The organism is Streptomyces sp. NPDC001634 (genome assembly GCF_040298185.1).
GTDB lineage: Bacteria > Actinomycetota > Actinomycetes > Streptomycetales > Streptomycetaceae > Streptomyces.
Window position 1 is genome coordinate 34857 of record NZ_JBEOZU010000029.1, and the last position, 16287, is coordinate 51143.

Below are 16287 nucleotides of genomic sequence, written 5' to 3' on the forward strand. Positions count from 1 at the left end.
TCGAAAAACTACTCCCCGAGGTGTGAACCGATCGCGGGGGCTCGTCCGATGAAGGGGCGTGAGGGAAACGACAAGTGACGGGGAGCTGCTGCGTGCCGCGGCAGATGGGGACCGTCACGCCTTCGAGGAGCTGTACCGGCGGTATGCGCCGTGGCTCACGGCACGGCTGCGCGGCCGCTGCGCCGATCCCGGCGTGGTGGACGACGTCGTGCAGGAGACATTCCTGGCGGTCTGGCACGGCACCGCGCGCTACCGCGAGGACGGGGACGTGGCCGGCTGGCTGTGGCGCATCGGCGCCCGCCGGCTGGTGGACGCGCTGCGCGGCGACGGCGCGCGCGGCCGGCTGCGGCAGACGCTGGCGCGGCTGCGCCACCGCCACGAGGCCTCCGCGGAGGAACGTGTCCTGGCCGGTGTGGAGCACGGCGACCTGGCGGGAGCGCTGACCAGGCTCTCGCCCGAGCTGCGGGCCGTCCTGCAGGCGACGGTGATCGACGGACTGACGACCCGGGAGGCAGCCGTCCTGCTCGGCATCCCTCCCGGCACGGTCAAGACACGGGCGCTGCGCGCGCGGAAGCGGTTGCGGGAGGAGCTGGCATGAGGGACGAGACGCACGACGGCGCCGGATGGCACGCGGACGCCGACGACCTGCGCGCGTATGCGCGCGGCGAGCTGGAGGCGCCCCGGCTCTGGTCCGTCGACACCCACCTGGTCGCCTGCGCACCCTGCCGCCTGACGCTGGCCGAGTGCGCCGACCCGGTCGCCCTGGAGAGCGGCTGGGAGCGGCTCGACGCCGAGCTGGACGCCCCCCGGCCGGGGGTCTTCGAGGCGCTGCTTGTGCGGTTCGGGGTCGCCGATCACACCGCCCGGCTGCTCGCCGCGACACCCGTGCTGCGTGCCTCCTGGCTGGGCGCGGTCCTGCTGGTCCTGGCCATGACGGTGGCCAGCGTGTACACGGTCGACTCGCCCGCCACGTTCCTGGCGCTGGCCCCGCTGATGCCGCTCGCGGGCGTCGCCCTCTCGTACACGCCGGCTCTCGACCCGACGTACGAGATGACGCTCGTCGCTCCCCTGCACGGCTTCCGGCTGCTGATGATCCGCACGGTCGCGGTGCTGGCCGCGACCCTGGGGCTGAACGGCCTGGCGACGCTGGCCCTGCCGGCGTACGGGCTGCGCGCCCTGGCCTGGCTGCTGCCGGCCCTCGCCCTCACCGCGACGGGACTCGCGCTGACGGCCCGGCTGGGCCCGGTTCTCGCGCCCGCCCTGGTCAGCGGCGCCTGGATCGGCCTGCTGGTGGTCGCCCGGGCGACGCACCACGCGGCACTCGCGCCCTTCACGGCGGTAGGCCAGGGCGTGGCGGCGGCGGTCGCGGCCGTCGCGGCCCTGCTGCTGCACCGTCTGCGGGACCGGTTCGACGCCTCGCCGGCCCATGCCCCCTTCACGGACTTCGCCCACAGGAGCGCCTCATGACCATCGCCTCCACCGCCTCCACCGTCTCGGCCTCCGGGCTGACCCTGCGCTACGGCGGCACGGCCGCGCTCGACGGCGTCTCTCTTCGTCTGAACGAGGGCGTCACCGGGCTGCTCGGGCCCAACGGGGCGGGGAAGACAACCCTGTTGCGGGTGCTGGCCACCGCCGTGCCCGCCGACCGGGGCGCCTTCACGGTCCTCGGGCAGGACCCGGGTACGGCCGCCGGCCGCCAGGAAGTGCGGCGCCGGCTCGGCTATCTGCCGCAGACCCCGGGCTTCCACCCGGATTTCACGGCCTTCGCGTTCGTCGACTACGTGGCGATCCTCAAGGAAATCACCGATCGCGCCGCCCGCCACCGCGAGGTGCGGCGCGTGCTGGAGGCCGTCGATCTCTCCGACGTGCGCGGCAAGCGCCTCAAGCGGCTCTCCGGCGGCATGCGCCAGCGCGTAGCCCTGGCCGCTGCGCTCGTCGGCGACCCGGGCCTGCTCCTCCTCGACGAACCGACCGTGGGCCTGGACCCCGAACAGCGCATGCGGTTCCGGGAGTTGATCGCCGAGGCCGGCGAGGGCCGGACGGTGCTGCTGTCCACCCACCAGACCGAGGACGTGGCGATGCTCTGCCACCGTGTGATCGTCATGGCCCGCGGCCGTGTCCGCTTCGAGGGCACTCCGGCCGAGCTGACGGCACAGGCGGCGGGCCGGGTGTGGAGCAGCGCGGAACGCGACCGGGGGGCCCGCGCCGGCTGGCGTACGGGTATGGGCACTTTCCGCAACGTCGGCGACCCGCCCAAGGGCGCCGACCTCCTCGAACCCACCCTGGAGGACGGCTACTTGCTGGTCCTCGACGGCGAGCCCGCGGAGGTGGCGTCCGTATGAGCACGGTCATGGACAAGGCCCCCGCGGTTCCGGCACCCGTACGGACCGGCCGCCACCCGGCCTCCGCCGTCCTCGCGCTCGCCCGCTTCGAAGCCCGCGAACTCCTGCTGCAGCTCCCGGTGTTCGTGGTCTTCCTGCTCTACATCGGCTATACGAGCTGGAAGCTGTTCAGCCCCCGCGACGGCATGGACGACTATCCGATCCTCCAGAACACCGACCGCGCCACCCAGCCCGGTTCGCTGTTCCTCGCCATCGTGGTGCTCATCTGTGTGAACGTCGCCGCGCTGCGCTCCCGGCGCAACGGCACGGACCGGCACTTCGACGTTCTGGTCATGGAGCCCTGGCGGCGTACGGTCGCGCACGCGCTGTCCGTGGTGCCGTTCGCGGCGGTGACCGCGCTCGTTGTCGCCGCCCAGTTCGGCTGGGCGGCGCTGAAACCGGGTGCGGTCGGCCATGGGTCGGTCGCCGAGCTGGCGGTGGCGCCGCTGTCGGTGCTGCTGGCGGGAGTCCTGGGGGTGCTGATCGCGCGGCTGTTCCCGAGTGCCGCCGGCCTTCCCGTCTTCATGGGCGTCGGGTTCGCCGCGCTCATGGCCGCCTTCGCCGTCGCGGGGCCCAACGCGGCGCACTGGCCGGACTGGCTGTTCCCACTGGTCTCCGAGGACGGCACGAAGCCGCTCCCCTCCGGTCTCCTGGGCCGCCCGGCCGCCTGGCACGCCCTTTATCTGGCGGGCCTGACCGCGCTGCTGCTGTGCGTAGCAGTTCTGCTGAGCGGGGGACGGACGCGCCTGATGAAGGCGGTGACGGCGGTCGCCCTCGGCGCCACGGTCGCGGGAATCGCCGGACAGTCCCCGAGCCATGAGTCCGCCCTGATCGCGGCCCGCGAGAAGGCGAGCCGTACGCCGGTGACGTCCCAGGAGTGCGTGACACACGGCCGCTCGAGGTACTGCTCCTTCCCGGAGTGGACCGCCTGGCGGGACCAATGGGCGGCGGTCGTCGACCGCATCCAGGATTTGGCGGGCGGCGGCGCCGGAGGAGCGCGGCTGACGGTCCGGCAGCGGATACCGGCCATCCACGAGCTGGACGAGGACTCCTCCCTCGATCCGCTGCGCGCACCGGGCGAGGTCACGGTCGGTACGCGCTGGGGCGGCAACCGCATCCCCGAGTTCTCCGTCGGAGCCGCCGCGGTCCTCGTCGCGGGTGACGAGCTGGCGGGCACCAGGATGTGCGACGCCCGTGTGGTGACGGTCATGTGGCTGGCGCTGGCCGCGCAGGACGACCCGATGACCGCGCTCCGCAACGTCCGCCTGGACGACAGCATCAAGGGCTCGGCGATCGCCATGACCCCCACGGACGGGGTCTTCATGAGCGCGGAACAGACCCGGATCGTGCGCGAACTGCTGCAGCGCCCGCGCTTCGGCGTCACGGCCAAGGTGAAGGCCCACTGGACGGAGCTGATGTCCCCGAAGACGTCGGAGGCGCGGGTGGCGGAGATGCTGGGGGTACCGGCGGCGAAGGACACCGAGAAGGGCACCGAGAAGGGGGCGTCGTGCTCGGAGTAGGCGACAAGTACGTAGGGGTCCGCGCGCTTCTTCCGCCGGTGTGGCGCACCCTGCCCTGGCGGGTGCTCGGTGCCGCCGGCGGGCTGGGCCCGGTCCTCGCCGGAGCCGGGCGCCTGATGCCCCGTGCGGGCGGCACGACGCATGGCCTCATGGTTCTGAGAACCGGCGCGCTCGCTCTTGCCCTGGGTCTGGCGTTCCTGCTGGACGACCCGGCACGGCACACCACCGCGGTGGTCCCGACCCGGCGGGTGGTGCGTACCGGGCTGCGGATGGCCCTTGTCGCCCCGCTCGCGGCGCTGTCCTGGACGGCGGCCCTGCTGCTCGTACCGGGGGAGATGCGGCCCCCGGTGGGTGCCGTCACCCTCGAGGTGGCGACCCTCATCGCCCTGGCGCTCACGGGCGCGATGGCGGCCGTGCGGTTCACGGACGAGCCACGGCCGGGCAGGGCCGTGACGGTGTCGCTCCTGGCCGGCACGGTGTTCGCGCTGCTGCTTCCGGGCCGATGGGAACTGTTCTCCGAGGTGGACGCCTCGGACTGGGCGGCGGCTCATCAGCGGTGGGCGGCGCTCCTGACGCTCACCCTGCCGGTGGGCGCGGCGCTTCTGCCCGAGCCGATACGCAGGTACCGGGCAAGGGCCTGGGCCCACCGCTGACGCGGCCGGCCGGAGCTCACGTCTCCGTGCGGTACATCAGATCCGTCTCGTAGGTCGTGAAGCCCAGCCGTTCGTAGACCGTGAGGGCGGCCTTGTTGTCCGCGTCGACGTACAGCATGGCGGTCGGGAGCCCCTGGGCGGCCAGGTGGCGCAGACCGATCGTGGTGAGGGCGCGGCCGAGACCGCCGCCCTGCGCGCCGGGGCGGACGCCGAGGACATACACCTCACCGAGCTTCCCCCAGTCTCGACTTCGCTCGACCGGGGGGACCCCCATCTCGGCATGGACCTTGGTCCAGTGGAAGCCGATCAGCTCGGGGCCGAGCTCGCCCTCGCGCTCCGCGAGGAAGAAACCCTGCGGGTCGAACCACGGCTCGGACTTGCGGTCGTCGAGGTCGCGCTGGGTGAGGGAGCCCTGCTCGGGGTGGTGGGCGAAGGCCTCCGCGTTCACGGCGAGCCAGGCCGCGTCGTCCTGGCCGGGCACGAAGGTGCGCACGGTGACGCCGTCGGGCAGCTTCGGCTCGGGCAGGTCGAGTCCGGTCAACGGGCGGCGCAGCTGGCGCAGTTCGCGGAAGAGGGTGAGACCGAGGACCTGGGCGAGGTGCCGCGCGGCGGAGTGACCGCCGTGCGCCCATACCCGCAGCCGCTTGCCGGAGGCGGCGAGGAGCGCGGCACCCAGCGCCCGGCCGTGTCCGTGGCCGCGGTGCGAGGGGTGCACGACCAGCTCGGCGGCTGGGGCTTCCACGGGGTCGGTGTCCTCCAGCTGCGCATATCCGACGAGTGTGTCGTCGATCGTCAGCAGCAGATGGGACACGCCCTCCCGTTCACCGCCGCGCAGCTGGAGGCGCCCCTGCTCGGACACGGCCTGCTGTCCGTCGACCCGGGCGGCGTCGGCGAGCAGCGCGAGCACCGCCTCGGCCTGTTCGGGGGAGAGCGCGGTGACGGTCTCGATGGAGCGGGGCGATGCCGGGTGGGCGGTGTCGTCGCTGGTCATGGGTACGAGGGTACGGGGAGGACCGGGTACCGGCGCAGACGTATTCACCGCATTCTCGGGGCCGCTGATCGACCCGGCCGCCACCTACCGCGTCGCGATGAACTCCTTCCTGGCGGGCGGCGGCGACAGCTTCGCCGAGCTCGGCAAGGGGACGAACGTGCTGGTCGGCGGCGACGACCTGGCGGCGTTCGAGGCGTGTCCGACGGCAAACTCGTCGGCCGCGACGCCGTATCCGGTGCCGGCGGCGGACCGGATCACGGTCGTGCAGTGATCGAGCACTGATCGAGCGCCGATCGAGCAGTGATCGTCGGCCCGCCCCTGGCCGCCGAGGTCCGCCGGCCTCCATGGACAGGGGCGGGCCACGCTGAAATAACCTGGCAATTACCTCGGTAAGTTCCAGGTGAGGTCCATAATAAATTCTGTGTGAGTACCGGTTCGGTTCCATGGAGCGCCTGAAAATTGATTCAGGCGCATTTCATCGAGGTCTAAGCGGAATTGGCTTTTTCTGGCCCGCGGATCCCGTAATGTTTTCCATGTCGAAAGCGAACAGTGCTTACGGCACAGGGAATCCACCCGCAGGCAAGCAAGGAGAATTCATGAGCTTCCACAAGATCGTCCCGGTCAAGAAGCACTGCAAGCCCGCCCCGGCGCCCAGGAAGCCGGCCCCGAAGAAGCCCGGGCCCAAGCGCCCCGTCGGCCACAAGAGTCAGGGTTGAGCAGAATTCGTAGGGCCTTGGGGCCGCGTCGCCGAGCCTGATCGGAAATCGACAGGCGCCGGGCTGTTACGAAGTCAGTACAGAGCCGGTGCAAGGTCGCCGAGAGTTTCTTTCCCCACGCGTTTCCTCGCACAGTGGAACACGCGTCTCCTCACACAGCAGAAAAGGACCTCCCATGAGCTTTCACAAGATCCTCCCCATCAAGAAGGCCGAGAAGCCGGCTCCGAAGAAGCCTGCCCCCAGGAAGCCGGCCCCGAAGAAGCACGTGCGGCGTCGCCCGGTCGGTCACCAGCACTGACACACGCCACGAGGCGGGGTCACCGGAAAACCTCCGGGGCCCCGCCTCGGCCGTGTCACCGAGACCCCGACAAGCCTCAGAGGAGCTGAAGCCGACATGCGCGACATCAAGGACGCGTTCGCCCGGTTCTGGCCGCTGACGCGCGGCGACCGCAAATGGCTGGCGTTGATCATCGTGTGCGTGATCGTGTCCGCGCTGGCCGAGACCGCGTCGATCCTGCTCTTCGCCCAGCTCACCGACCATGCGCTGAAGGCCGGTTCGCTCTCCGCGTTCTGGGGGCCGGCCGGGTCCTGGCTGGGCGCCGCGGCGCTGGGCGCGCTCGTCGGCTACCTGGGCAACTCGCTCGCCACCTGGACGGCGGAGAGATTCGTCCTGCGTCTGCGGGCGAACGTCTTCCGCCATGTCCAGGACCTGCCGCCGCACTTCTTCCAGCGGCACCGCCAGGGTGACCTGGTGGAACGACTGACGGGCGATGTCGAGGCCATCGAGCAGATGGTCGTGTCGGGGGTCGTCGGTACGATCTCCGCCGCCTTCTCCGCGGTCTTCTACGCGACCGCGGCGCTCTGGCTGCGCTGGGACCTGGCCCTCGTCACGTTCCTCCTGGCCCCCCTCTTCCTCGTCACCGCGCGCCGCTTCTCCGGCCGTATCAAGAAGGCGTCCCAGGACGAGCGGACCGCCGACGGCGCGATCACCTCGGTCGTCGAGGAGTCACTCGGCAATGTCGTCCTCACCCAGGCGTACAACCGCAGGCGGGCGGAGGAGAAACGGCTGGAGCGCGAGGCGCGCGCCTGGATGCGAGCATCCGTGCGGGGCGCGCGGGCGAGCGAGATGTACGAGCAGTTCGTCGAGGTCGTCGAAACGCTGTGCGTCCTCGCCGTGATCGGGCTCGGGGCATGGGAGATCTCCCAGGGCCGTATGACCCTGGGAGAGCTGCTCGCCTTTGCCGCCTTCCTCGGCTACCTCTACCCGCCGATCCGCAACCTCGGCCGGCTGGGCCTGACCTTCACCGCCGCCACGGCGGGCGCCGAACGCCTGAACGAGATCCTGGACGCCCGGCCCGCCGTGACCGACCCGGCCGAACCGGTGGCCCCGTGGCCGGTGCGCGGCTGGGTCGGCATCCACGGCGCGTCCTTCCGCTACCCGGGCGCCGAGCGCGCCTGTCTGCAGGACATCACGTTCACCGCCGGCCCCGGGGAACTGATCCTGGTCACGGGCCCGAGCGGCGCGGGCAAGTCCACGCTGTCCAAACTCCTCACCCGCTTCTACGACCCCACGGCGGGAGTGATCTGCCTGGACGGCGTGCCGCTGACCGACCTGCCGCTGGAGTTCCTGCGCGAGAACGTGACCCTGCTGCCACAGGAGACCCTGATCCTCAGCGGCACCGTCCGGGAGAACATCGAGGCCGGCCGTCCCGGCGCGAGTCGCGAAGAGATCGAACAGGCGGCCAGGGACGCGGCGGCGCACGACTTCATCACCGCGCTCCCGGACGGCTACGACACGGAGATCGCCCCGGGCACCGCGGCCCTGTCGGGCGGCCAGCTCCAGCGCATCGCGATCGCCCGCGCGATGCTCCGCTCCTCCACGGTCCTGGTCCTCGACGAACCGACGGCGGACCTGGACGCCCTGGCCGCACGCCGTGTCGTACAGCCCCTGCGCCGTCTGATGGCGGGCCGTACGACGATCATGATCACCCATGATCTGAGCCTGGCCGCGGACGCGGACCGCATCCTGGTCGTGGACTCCGGTCGTCTGGTGGAAGCGGGCACGCACACGGAACTGCTCGCGCGGGGCGGGACGTACGCGAGGCTGGCGGCCCCGCTGCCGGAGACGGTGACGGGCGGCCGCGCGGACGACACGCTGATCCTCCGTGTCTGAGGCCGCCCGCCTCACTGGTTCCGGAGGCTGTATCCGAGCCCGCGGACGGTCTGGATGACCCGGGCCCGCCCCTGCCGTTCCAGCTTCCGCCGCAGATACATGACGTAGACGTCGAGAGTGTTGGAGGCGGGCTCGAAGTCGAAGCCCCAGACCTCCTTGAGGATCTGGGCGCGGCTGAGCACCTTGCCGGGATGTCGCAGGAGGTACTCGAGCAGGGAGTACTCGGTCTTGGTGAGGTCGAGGACCTGTCCGGACCGGGTGACGGTACGGGTCCGCCGGTCCATCAGAACGTCCTCGAACGAGAGACGGTCGTAGGGGACGGCGGGGCGTTCGGCCCGCCGGGGGCTGCGCCGCAGCAGCGCCCGCACCCGCGCCAGCAGCTCCTCGACGGCGAAGGGTTTCATCAGGTAGTCGTCGGCGCCGTTGTCGAGGGCGACGACACGGTCGCCGAGGGCGTCGCGGCCGGTGAGCATGAGGATCGGGACGGTCGACCCGGATGCCCGGATCCGCCGGGTCGCGGCGAGACCGTCCAGCCCCGGCATGATCACGTCCATCAACACCAGATCGGGCCACTCCCCGGGCCCGCCCACGATGTCGAGCGCCTCACGTCCGTCCCCGGCGAGGACGGTCTCGTAACCCTCGAACCTGAGCACCCGGTCGAGGCCCTCACGTACGGCCTGGTCGTCATCGGCCAGCAGGATCTTCCGCGCCATCCCTCCAACGTGTTACGGCGGTCTGTGCGGGGGCTTGGAGCGGGGTGTGGGCAGGCTGGGGAGTGGGCCGGGGCGGGTCAGCCCCAGGGGTCCGGGATGGGATCGATCTCCTCGGCGGGCCCGGACGTCGGGGTCAACCGGCGTACGGTCCCGGACGCGGTGTCGGCGACGAGCACGTCGGGGACGTCGTTCTCCAGGAACCGCAGATAGCCGATGGCCCCGAACGTACTGGTCCGGCGCCCGAGCCACACCACGAGCTCCCGCAGCCGGTCGAACTCGTCCGGGTGCACCTCCTGCCGGACGGTCAGCGCCCAGCCGCGCGCACCCTGTACGAGCACGCCCACGAGCGCACCACCTATCCGCGAGGCGGGTCCCCGGGAGGCGAGCAACGGGTATGCGTCCGGGTTCTCCGGATCGTCGTCGCGCTCGCCCAAGTGCCACTGCAGCAGCGCGAGATCGGTGTCCGGCAGGGAGTCGGGCGGATCGAGGACGAGCTGGAGTTCGTAGAGGTCACTCATGGGGTGAGGCTACGGCGATGTCGGTACGGGCACTGGTGCCGGGGCCCCGCGCGAGGCCCCGGCACCAGTGCGTCAGGGTTCCAGCCGCCGAGCCAGTCCGCGACCTCCTGGTCCGCGGCCTGGGCATCCGTCAGCTGCGGGCGGTCGGAGCTTGCCGCGCCCGCGCCCGGGCCCGTGTTCCTGTACTCGGCGAAGCGGTCCTTCTTCCAGGAGAAGCCACCCATGTCCGACCACGGGGTCGACTTGATCGCGGCGCTGAGGGTGGAGTTGCGGACGGTGGTCTGCGGGCGGAGGCTCGCGTCGCCGCCCGCGTGCCAGTTGCGGCCGAGGAAGAAGCTGCGGGCGGCCACGTCGCCGCTGATGGTGGTGCGGTTGATCAGGATGCCCTTGCGGTTCGCCGGGGTGCCCGGCGCGGTGACGAAGCCGGCGGAGGTGCCGTTCCAGCGCTTCTTCAGCGTGATGACCGACTTGTCGATCACGGCGGTGGCCCGGCCGAAGACGAAGTCGACGTTCCCCACGATGTAGGAGTTGGTGACGTAGACGCGGCCGGGCTTGTTCGCCGCGGCGGTCTCCATCTCCAGGGTGTCCTGGTCGCCGGTGACGATCACTCCGTCCAGTACGACCTTGTCGGCGGCCGTGAGCAGGGCCACCGCCTGGCCCGCGATGTCCTGGTGCCTGGCCTCGTCGAAGTCGTTGGAGATGGTGAGGTTGCGGGCCTGGAAGTCGTCGGCCTGCACGGAGACCGTGGCGCTGCCGGGAGTGCCGTAGGTGCCGGAGCCGTCGGGCTTCTTCGTTCCGGCCGCGTTGTCGTAGACGATCACCGTGTCCTTGCGACTGGCGCCCGTGCCCTCAATGGTGGCGTGCGGTTTGTTCGCGGGGACCTTCACCGTCTCGCGGTAGGTGCCCGGCTTGACCTGGATCACCACACGGGAGGTGTTCCCGGCCGGGACGGCGTCGACGGCCCTCTGGACGCTGGTGTACTGGCCGCTGCCGTCCGTGGCGACGGTGAGGCTGGTGGCCGCGGCCTTCGTGGTCGGCGTGGTGTTCGATGCCGTGTTCGATGCGGTGTTCGCCGTGGCGCCGATCGAACTGCGCGGTCCGGCACCGGACTTGACCAGCGACGGCACATCGGCCGCCTTGTCGGGCGTGTACGAGTAGTACGTCTTCGGGTCGAACGCCGTACCGCCGCCGCTCTCGTTGCGGCCGCTCGTGCCCGAGAAGACGTTGCCGCGCTGGACGAGGGTGGCGGTGTTCGACGCGACCTTGATCTCCTTGCCGACCGGGTCCATCGTGATCGCGGCCGCGACGACGATGACGTACGGGTCGGAGGCCGTCGCGTACTTCTCCAGGTCGGCCAGGTTCCTGACGGTGACGGTCTTTCCGCCCCGGCCGCCGTACGTCCCGTTCTGCCCGAGTGCGTTGACGGACGCGAAGCCGTCGGCGGTGGCGGTGGCCCAGGCGGGAGCCGTGGTCGCCGCCGACGCCTCGGGCTGCGCGTCCGCTCCGAACACGTTGAAGACGGTGCCGTAGGCCAGCGCTCCGGCGGCGCCCAGGGCCAGCGGTACGCCGGCGATCAGAGCCGTTCTGCGTCTGCGGTGGCGGGCCTTGCGGGGGGTGGTGTCCATGCGTGGGTTCCGTTCCGTACGAGTCGGACCACCCGTGCCGTGCGCGGCGCGGGTCGCCCGGTAGTCGTCACCCGTACCGGAACGGTTGCCGGAATCAAGGAAGTTCTTGCTGTTCCGTCTCCGGCAGCGGGGTGGGCGCCCCCGGCAGCCGTACCGTCGCCACCGTGCCCCCGCCGTTCGCCCGCGTCAGGGACACTTCACCGCCCGCCTGCTGGACCGTGCGGGCCACGATCGACAGGCCGAGGCCCGAGCCGGGCAGTGCCCTTGCGCTCGGGGAGCGCCAGAAGCGGTCGAAGACGTGCGGGAGTTCCTCGGCCGCGATACCGGGACCGTGGTCGCGGACCGTCAGGACACCGTCCGCCAGGGCGACCTCGATCGTGCCGCCTTCGGGGCTGAACTTCACCGCGTTGTCCAGGATGTTCACGACCGCCCGCTCCAGCGCCGACGGCTCGGCCCGCACGTACCACGGCTTGAGGTCCGCCGTGATCGTCAGCTCCGGGCCGCGCAGCCGGGCGCGGTGCAGTGCCGATTCGACGATGTCCTCCCACGCCACGACCTGCGCCTTGCCGGTGTGCTGACCGTTCTCCGGACGCGACAGCTCCTGAAGGTCGCCGATGAGCGAGGCCAGCTCCGTCATCTGCGCCTTCACCGAGGCGAGCAGCGCCTTACGGTCCTCCGCGGGGATGGGGCGGCCCATCTCCTCGCTGCGGGTGAGCAACTCGATGTTCGTGCGCAGCGAGGTGAGCGGCGTACGGAGTTCGTGGCCAGCGTCCGCGATCAGCTGCTGCTGCAGTTCGCGGGAGTTGGCCAGGGCCGATGTCATCGAGTTGAACGAGCGGGACAGCCGGGCGATCTCGTCCTCGCTGTCCTCGTCCACCGGGATGCGGGTGGTCAGGTCCTCGGTACGGGCGATGTGTTCGACCGCTTCGGTGAGCTTGTCGACGGGGCGGAGGCCGGCGCGGGCCACCACCAGACCTACGGCTCCGGCGCCCACGACACCGATGCCGGAGACGATCAGGAGGACCAGGGACAGGTCGTTGAGGGTCTTGTAGGTGTCCTCGAGGGGGTACGCGGTGAGCATGGCGTAGCCGGGGTACAGCTGAGGAGGCGTACCGGGGCCGGTGCCGACGATCAGGGGTGCGGCCAGCACCCGTACCGGGTTGCCCTTGCTGTCGGTGGCGTTGTGGAGCGTCCCGTTCCGGGTCGGGTGCCGGGCGATGTGGGTCTCACTGCTCGTGACCTTGACGAGGCCCGCGGAGTACGGGAAGACGCAGGACTTGCCGTCCGCGCCGACCACCTGCATGTAGTAGGGCTGCGGCCCCCGGTCGTCCTGGGTGGAGGGCGTGGTGGTGCAGTTCGTCACGACCTGTGCCAGGAGCCCTGCCCGGACCGCGTTGCTCGCGTTGTCCTTCAGGGTGTTGTCCACCTGCACATAGAGCTTGTCGCGCACGATGAACCAGCAGGTCACCGAAACCGCCGCCACCCCGAACGCCACGGCCGCCGCCACCAGCAGGGCGAGCCGGGAGCGCAGCGGGAGGGAGCGGTAGCGCTTGATCACTCCGCGCCGCCCTGTCGCAGGACGTATCCCACGCCGCGGACCGTGTGCACGAGGCGCGGTTCGCCGCCGGCCTCCGTCTTGCGGCGCAGGTACATCACGTACACGTCGAGCGAGTTCGACGACGGTTCGAAGTCGAAGCCCCAGACCGCCTTCAGGATCTGCTCGCGGGTCAGCACCTGCCGCGGGTGCGCCATGAACATCTCCAGGAGGGTGTACTCCGTTCGGGTGAGTTCCACCGGCCGCCCGCCCCGCGTGACCTCGCGCGTCGCCAGGTCCATACGCAGGTCGGCGAAGGTCAGCGCCTCGTCCTCCGGTGCGCCGACGGCCGAGGCCGCGTACGAGCTGCGGCGGAGGAGGGCGCGGATACGGGCGAACAGCTCGTCCAGTTCGAACGGCTTGACCAGGTAGTCGTCGGCCCCGGCGTCCAGCCCGGTGACGCGGTCGCCGACCGTGTCGCGGGCCGTGAGCATCAGGATGGGTGTGGTGGTGCCCGCGCCGCGCATGCGGCGGGCGGCGGTGAGGCCGTCCATGCGCGGCATCTGGATGTCCAGGACCACCAGGTCGGGCTGGTACGCGGTCGCCTTCTCGAGGGCGTCCGCGCCGTCCACGGCGACCTGGGTGTCGTAGCCCTCGAAGGCGAGGCTGCGCTGGAGTGCTTCGCGCACTGCCGGCTCGTCGTCGACGATCAGGATGCGCTGGGGTTCACGGTCGCCTTCGGCGGGGCTCATGGACGTGGAGTTCCTCGAGGTGCGGTGGGACGGGGCTGAACGGATTCAGCCTCGCACGTTTCCGGGCAGGGACGGTAAGGGTCGGCGGGGGGCTGGTACCGGGTCCCCCCGGACCGTACGGCGTACGGATCAGCCCATGACCGCGGTGAGCCGGCTCAGCGGCACCTTGCGGCGGTGGGGACGCGCGGCGTCGGTGCGCAGGCCCATCAGCTGCGGGACCGACACCTCCAGCACCCGTGTCACCACTGCCTGGAGTTCGCACGCCTCCGGCACGGCAGTCAGCGGCTCGTGGAGTTCGTAGGCCACGGCCAGGGCCAGGGAGACCCCGGCGGGGCCGAAGGGGGCGGTCGCCTCGTGCAGAACCTGCTTGATCATGTCGTGCTCCTTACCAGTGGCCCGGCAGGACGCCCGCTCAGCTCTGGGAGCCGGAGCGCAGCTTCGCCAGGTCGGACTTGACCGTGTTGATCGGTATGGCGAAGCCCAGGCCGACGCTGCCGGCGCTCGACGAGGTCGAGTCCGAACTGGCCGAGTACATCGCCGAGTTGATGCCGATGATGTTGCCGTTCATGTCGATCAGGGCGCCGCCGGAGTTGCCCGGGTTCAGGGACGCGTCCGTCTGGATCGCCTTGTACGTCGTCGTGGACGAGCCCGTTTCGCCGTTGAACTGCCGGCCGCCGAACTCGAACGGCCATTGGCCGTTGCCCTGGCCCTGCCCCTGGCTCTCGTCGGTCGAGACGGTGACGTCGCGGGCCAGCGCGGAGACGATGCCGCTGGTGACCGTGCCGCTCAGGCCCTCGGGGGAGCCGATCGCGACGACCTGGTCGCCGACCTGGATGCCGTCGGAGTTGCCGAGCGTGGCGGCCTTCAGGCCGGAAGCGCCCTGCAGCTTGATCAGTGCCAGGTCCTTCTTGCTGTCGGTGCCGACGACCTGGGCGGTGTAGGACTTGCCGCTGCTGGTCGTCACCTTGATCGAGGACGCGCCGGATATGACGTGGTTGTTGGTGATGATCTCCCCGCCGCTGGTGATGACCACGCCGGAGCCGGTCGACTGGCCGGCGTTCGAGGTGGCGCTGATCTCCACGATGCTCGGGCTGACCGCGGCGGCCACTCCGGCGACCGTGCCCTTCTTGGCGGTGGGCACCACATTGGTGCTGGTGGAGCTGGAGGAGACCGTGTTCTTGCCGGTCAGCTCCTGGATGCCGTAGGCCGTGCCGCCGCCGACGGCCGCGGCGACGATCGCCACGGCGGCGAGGAGGGCGAGCGGGCCCTTGGCGCGCTTCTTCGGCGCGGGTGCCTCGGGCTGGGCGGGGACGGTGGGGAGGAGAGCCGTGCCGCCGCCGTTGCCGTCGCCGCCGTGATCCGTGGCGGTCATGGCGGCCGGCGGAGCCGGCTCGTACGCCGGCGGGGGCGGCCACTCCGGGTTCACGGGGGAGGAGGCGTGCTGCTGCTGGGGGTACGTGAACTGGTGCCCGTCACCCTGGGGGTACTCGTACTCGCCGCTGCGGCGGAAGCTCTCGGTCATGCAATAGAGAGTGTCCCGTGATCATGAGAGCTTCCTGAGTCGTCCCTGAGAAGCCCGACAGAACCGCGTATGCCCGATATAAAGGCGCGGGACAAAGGTGCGAGACAAAGGCGCGAGCAACCACGGACGGCCCACAGACGCCGCCGGCCGGCGCCTAGTCACATCCGCAGGATCGCCGCACGACCAACCGCGACGGAAACAGCTTGAGCCGCTCACGCCGGGAACCGGCGACCCGCAGCCCGTCATCGAGCACGAGGTCCACGGCCGCCCGGGCCATCGCCGACCGGTCCGAGGCGACGGTCGTCAGCGGCGGATCGGTGAGCGCCGCCTCCTTCACGTCGTCGAAGCCCGCCACGGCCAGTTCTCCCGGCACGTCGATGCGCAGTTCACGCGCGGCGCGCAGCACGCCGATCGCCTGGTCGTCGGTGGAGCAGAAGATGGCGGGCGGGCGGTTCGGCCCGGACAGCAGCTCCAGGCCCACCTGGTAGGCGTCGTAGCGGTTGTAGGCCGCCTCGAAGAGGCGCCCCTCCGTGGAGATCCCGGCCTCCTGCATCGCGCGCCGCCAGCCCTCGACGTGGTCGGAGACCGGGTCGCCGACCGCCGGGGTCTCCGCGGTACCGCCCATACAGGCGACGTACTCGTAGCCGTGCTCCAGGAGGTGGCGGACGGCGAGCTGGGCGCCGCCGAGGTCGTCCGTGACGACCGCGACGTCGTCGATCGCCTCGGGCCGCTCGTGCAGCAGCACCACCCGGGCGTCCCACGCCTCGATCTCGGCAGCGGCGTTGTCGTTGAGCGCGTGGCTGACCAGGATCAGCCCGGAGACGCGCATGCCGAGGAAGGCCCGCAGATAGTGGACCTCGCGCTCGGCCACGTAGTCGGTGTTGCCGACGAGCACCATTTTCCCGCGCTCGGCGGCGGCCTGCTCGACGGCGTGCGTCATCTCCCCGAAGAAGGGCTGGCGCGCGTCCGGCACGATCATGCCTATGAGGTCGGTGCGCCGCGACGCCATGGCCTGGGCGACCCGGTCGGGCCGGTACCCCAGTTCCTTGATCGCGGCGAGTACGCGCTCGCGCGTGGCCGGGGCGACCGGCCGGGGTCCGTTGTTGATGACATAGCTCACGACGGCGGTGGAAGTCCCCGCCAGCCGCGCCACATCGTCCCGAGTCACCTTGGCCACGCGCGGAGTCTA

16 protein-coding genes and 1 pseudogene are annotated in these 16287 nt (G+C 71.0%); 8 read left to right on the forward strand and 9 right to left on the reverse strand.

The genetic code is table 11. The features are described from left to right. Positions 1-58 precede the first annotated feature (58 nt). Genes ABT186_RS20850 through ABT186_RS20870 form a run of 5 tightly spaced genes read left to right on the forward strand, consistent with a single transcriptional unit; the run spans position 59 to position 4554 of the window. Complete coding sequence (locus tag ABT186_RS20850) at positions 59-598, forward strand: RNA polymerase sigma factor (RefSeq protein WP_351231872.1); 540 nt, start codon at positions 59-61, stop codon at positions 596-598. Further along, on the forward strand, positions 595-1467 hold the full coding sequence (locus ABT186_RS20855) for a zf-HC2 domain-containing protein (protein ID WP_351231870.1): 873 nt from the start codon (positions 595-597) through the stop codon (positions 1465-1467). Before ABT186_RS20850 ends, ABT186_RS20855 begins: the two co-directional genes overlap by 4 nt. Then, positions 1464-2342, forward strand: a complete 879-nt coding sequence (locus ABT186_RS20860) for an ABC transporter ATP-binding protein (protein WP_351231868.1) — start codon at positions 1464-1466, stop codon at positions 2340-2342. The genes ABT186_RS20855 and ABT186_RS20860 overlap by 4 nt, the downstream gene beginning before the upstream one ends. Next, complete coding sequence (locus ABT186_RS20865) at positions 2339-3901, forward strand: ABC transporter permease (protein ID WP_351926209.1); 1563 nt, start codon at positions 2339-2341, stop codon at positions 3899-3901. Before ABT186_RS20860 ends, ABT186_RS20865 begins: the two co-directional genes overlap by 4 nt. After that, positions 3889-4554: an ABC transporter gene (locus ABT186_RS20870; protein ID WP_351926211.1), complete on the forward strand. Its 666-nt coding sequence runs from the start codon at positions 3889-3891 to the stop codon at positions 4552-4554. The genes ABT186_RS20865 and ABT186_RS20870 overlap by 13 nt, the downstream gene beginning before the upstream one ends. Before the next feature lie 16 nt (positions 4555-4570). Here ABT186_RS20870 and mshD read toward each other — a convergent pair whose 3' ends face one another. Continuing rightward, positions 4571-5545 (reverse strand): mycothiol synthase, encoded by a 975-nt coding sequence (mshD, locus tag ABT186_RS20875; protein WP_351231863.1) that lies wholly within the window; start codon positions 5543-5545, stop codon positions 4571-4573. A gap of 55 nt (positions 5546-5600) precedes the next feature. Here mshD and ABT186_RS20880 point away from each other — a divergent pair. The 3 genes and pseudogenes from ABT186_RS20880 to ABT186_RS20890 all read left to right on the forward strand — a co-directional run. Beyond that, positions 5601-5816: pseudogene (locus ABT186_RS20880) on the forward strand (5'-nucleotidase C-terminal domain-containing protein); the annotation flags it as partial. 620 nt (positions 5817-6436) lie between these two features. Then, on the forward strand, positions 6437-6559 hold the full coding sequence (locus ABT186_RS20885; RefSeq protein WP_351231861.1) for a hypothetical protein: 123 nt from the start codon (positions 6437-6439) through the stop codon (positions 6557-6559). A 96-nt stretch (positions 6560-6655) separates the two neighbouring features. Further along, entirely contained in the window at positions 6656-8434 is a 1779-nt protein-coding gene (locus ABT186_RS20890) for an ABC transporter ATP-binding protein (RefSeq protein ID WP_351926213.1), read from the forward strand. Positions 8435-8445: 11 nt separating this feature from the next. On the opposite strand, the gene ABT186_RS20895 is transcribed toward ABT186_RS20890, so the two are convergent. From ABT186_RS20895 to ABT186_RS20930, 8 genes are all read right to left on the reverse strand, one after another. Beyond that, on the reverse strand, positions 8446-9147 hold the full coding sequence (locus ABT186_RS20895) for a response regulator transcription factor (RefSeq protein WP_351231857.1): 702 nt from the start codon (positions 9145-9147) through the stop codon (positions 8446-8448). A gap of 77 nt (positions 9148-9224) precedes the next feature. After that, positions 9225-9665 carry a hypothetical protein gene (locus tag ABT186_RS20900; protein ID WP_351926215.1) on the reverse strand — a complete coding sequence of 147 codons (441 nt, stop codon included), beginning with the start codon at positions 9663-9665 and terminating at the stop codon, positions 9225-9227. After that, the gene (locus ABT186_RS20905) at positions 9662-11290 is read right to left on the reverse strand and encodes a pectinesterase family protein (protein ID WP_351926217.1); all 1629 of its coding nucleotides are present in this window, start codon (positions 11288-11290) and stop codon (positions 9662-9664) included. Before ABT186_RS20905 ends, ABT186_RS20900 begins: the two co-directional genes overlap by 4 nt. 94 nt (positions 11291-11384) lie before the next feature. Continuing rightward, positions 11385-12848 carry a sensor histidine kinase gene (locus ABT186_RS20910; RefSeq protein WP_351231851.1) on the reverse strand — a complete coding sequence of 488 codons (1464 nt, stop codon included), beginning with the start codon at positions 12846-12848 and terminating at the stop codon, positions 11385-11387. Further along, positions 12845-13576 carry a response regulator transcription factor gene (locus ABT186_RS20915; protein ID WP_351231849.1) on the reverse strand — a complete coding sequence of 244 codons (732 nt, stop codon included), beginning with the start codon at positions 13574-13576 and terminating at the stop codon, positions 12845-12847. The genes ABT186_RS20910 and ABT186_RS20915 overlap by 4 nt, the downstream gene beginning before the upstream one ends. A gap of 129 nt (positions 13577-13705) precedes the next feature. After that, positions 13706-13951 (reverse strand): hypothetical protein, encoded by a 246-nt coding sequence (locus tag ABT186_RS20920; RefSeq protein WP_351231847.1) that lies wholly within the window; start codon positions 13949-13951, stop codon positions 13706-13708. Positions 13952-13988: 37 nt separating this feature from the next. Continuing rightward, positions 13989-15098: a S1C family serine protease gene (locus ABT186_RS20925; RefSeq protein ID WP_351231845.1), complete on the reverse strand. Its 1110-nt coding sequence runs from the start codon at positions 15096-15098 to the stop codon at positions 13989-13991. A gap of 154 nt (positions 15099-15252) precedes the next feature. Then, positions 15253-16275 (reverse strand): LacI family DNA-binding transcriptional regulator, encoded by a 1023-nt coding sequence (locus ABT186_RS20930; protein ID WP_351231843.1) that lies wholly within the window; start codon positions 16273-16275, stop codon positions 15253-15255. Between the last annotated feature and the right edge of the window lie 12 nt (positions 16276-16287).

What these genes read in the sequence shown, in the direction of transcription:
- ABT186_RS20885 (WP_351231861.1), top strand. Translation starts at nt 6,437, where the DNA reads ATGAGCTTTCACAAGATCCTCCCCATCAAGAAGGCCGAGAAGCCGGCT.
- mshD (WP_351231863.1), bottom strand. Translation starts at nt 5,545, where the DNA reads ATGACCAGCGACGACACCGCCCACCCGGCATCGCCCCGCTCCATCGAG.
- ABT186_RS20865 (WP_351926209.1), top strand. Translation starts at nt 2,339, where the DNA reads ATGAGCACGGTCATGGACAAGGCCCCCGCGGTTCCGGCACCCGTACGG.
- ABT186_RS20890 (WP_351926213.1), top strand. Translation starts at nt 6,656, where the DNA reads ATGCGCGACATCAAGGACGCGTTCGCCCGGTTCTGGCCGCTGACGCGC.
- ABT186_RS20895 (WP_351231857.1), bottom strand. Translation starts at nt 9,147, where the DNA reads ATGGCGCGGAAGATCCTGCTGGCCGATGACGACCAGGCCGTACGTGAG.
- ABT186_RS20920 (WP_351231847.1), bottom strand. Translation starts at nt 13,951, where the DNA reads ATGATCAAGCAGGTTCTGCACGAGGCGACCGCCCCCTTCGGCCCCGCC.
- ABT186_RS20855 (WP_351231870.1), top strand. Translation starts at nt 595, where the DNA reads ATGAGGGACGAGACGCACGACGGCGCCGGATGGCACGCGGACGCCGAC.
- ABT186_RS20860 (WP_351231868.1), top strand. Translation starts at nt 1,464, where the DNA reads ATGACCATCGCCTCCACCGCCTCCACCGTCTCGGCCTCCGGGCTGACC.
- ABT186_RS20900 (WP_351926215.1), bottom strand. Translation starts at nt 9,665, where the DNA reads ATGAGTGACCTCTACGAACTCCAGCTCGTCCTCGATCCGCCCGACTCC.
- ABT186_RS20925 (WP_351231845.1), bottom strand. Translation starts at nt 15,098, where the DNA reads ATGACCGAGAGCTTCCGCCGCAGCGGCGAGTACGAGTACCCCCAGGGT.
- ABT186_RS20905 (WP_351926217.1), bottom strand. Translation starts at nt 11,290, where the DNA reads ATGGACACCACCCCCCGCAAGGCCCGCCACCGCAGACGCAGAACGGCT.
- ABT186_RS20915 (WP_351231849.1), bottom strand. Translation starts at nt 13,576, where the DNA reads ATGAGCCCCGCCGAAGGCGACCGTGAACCCCAGCGCATCCTGATCGTC.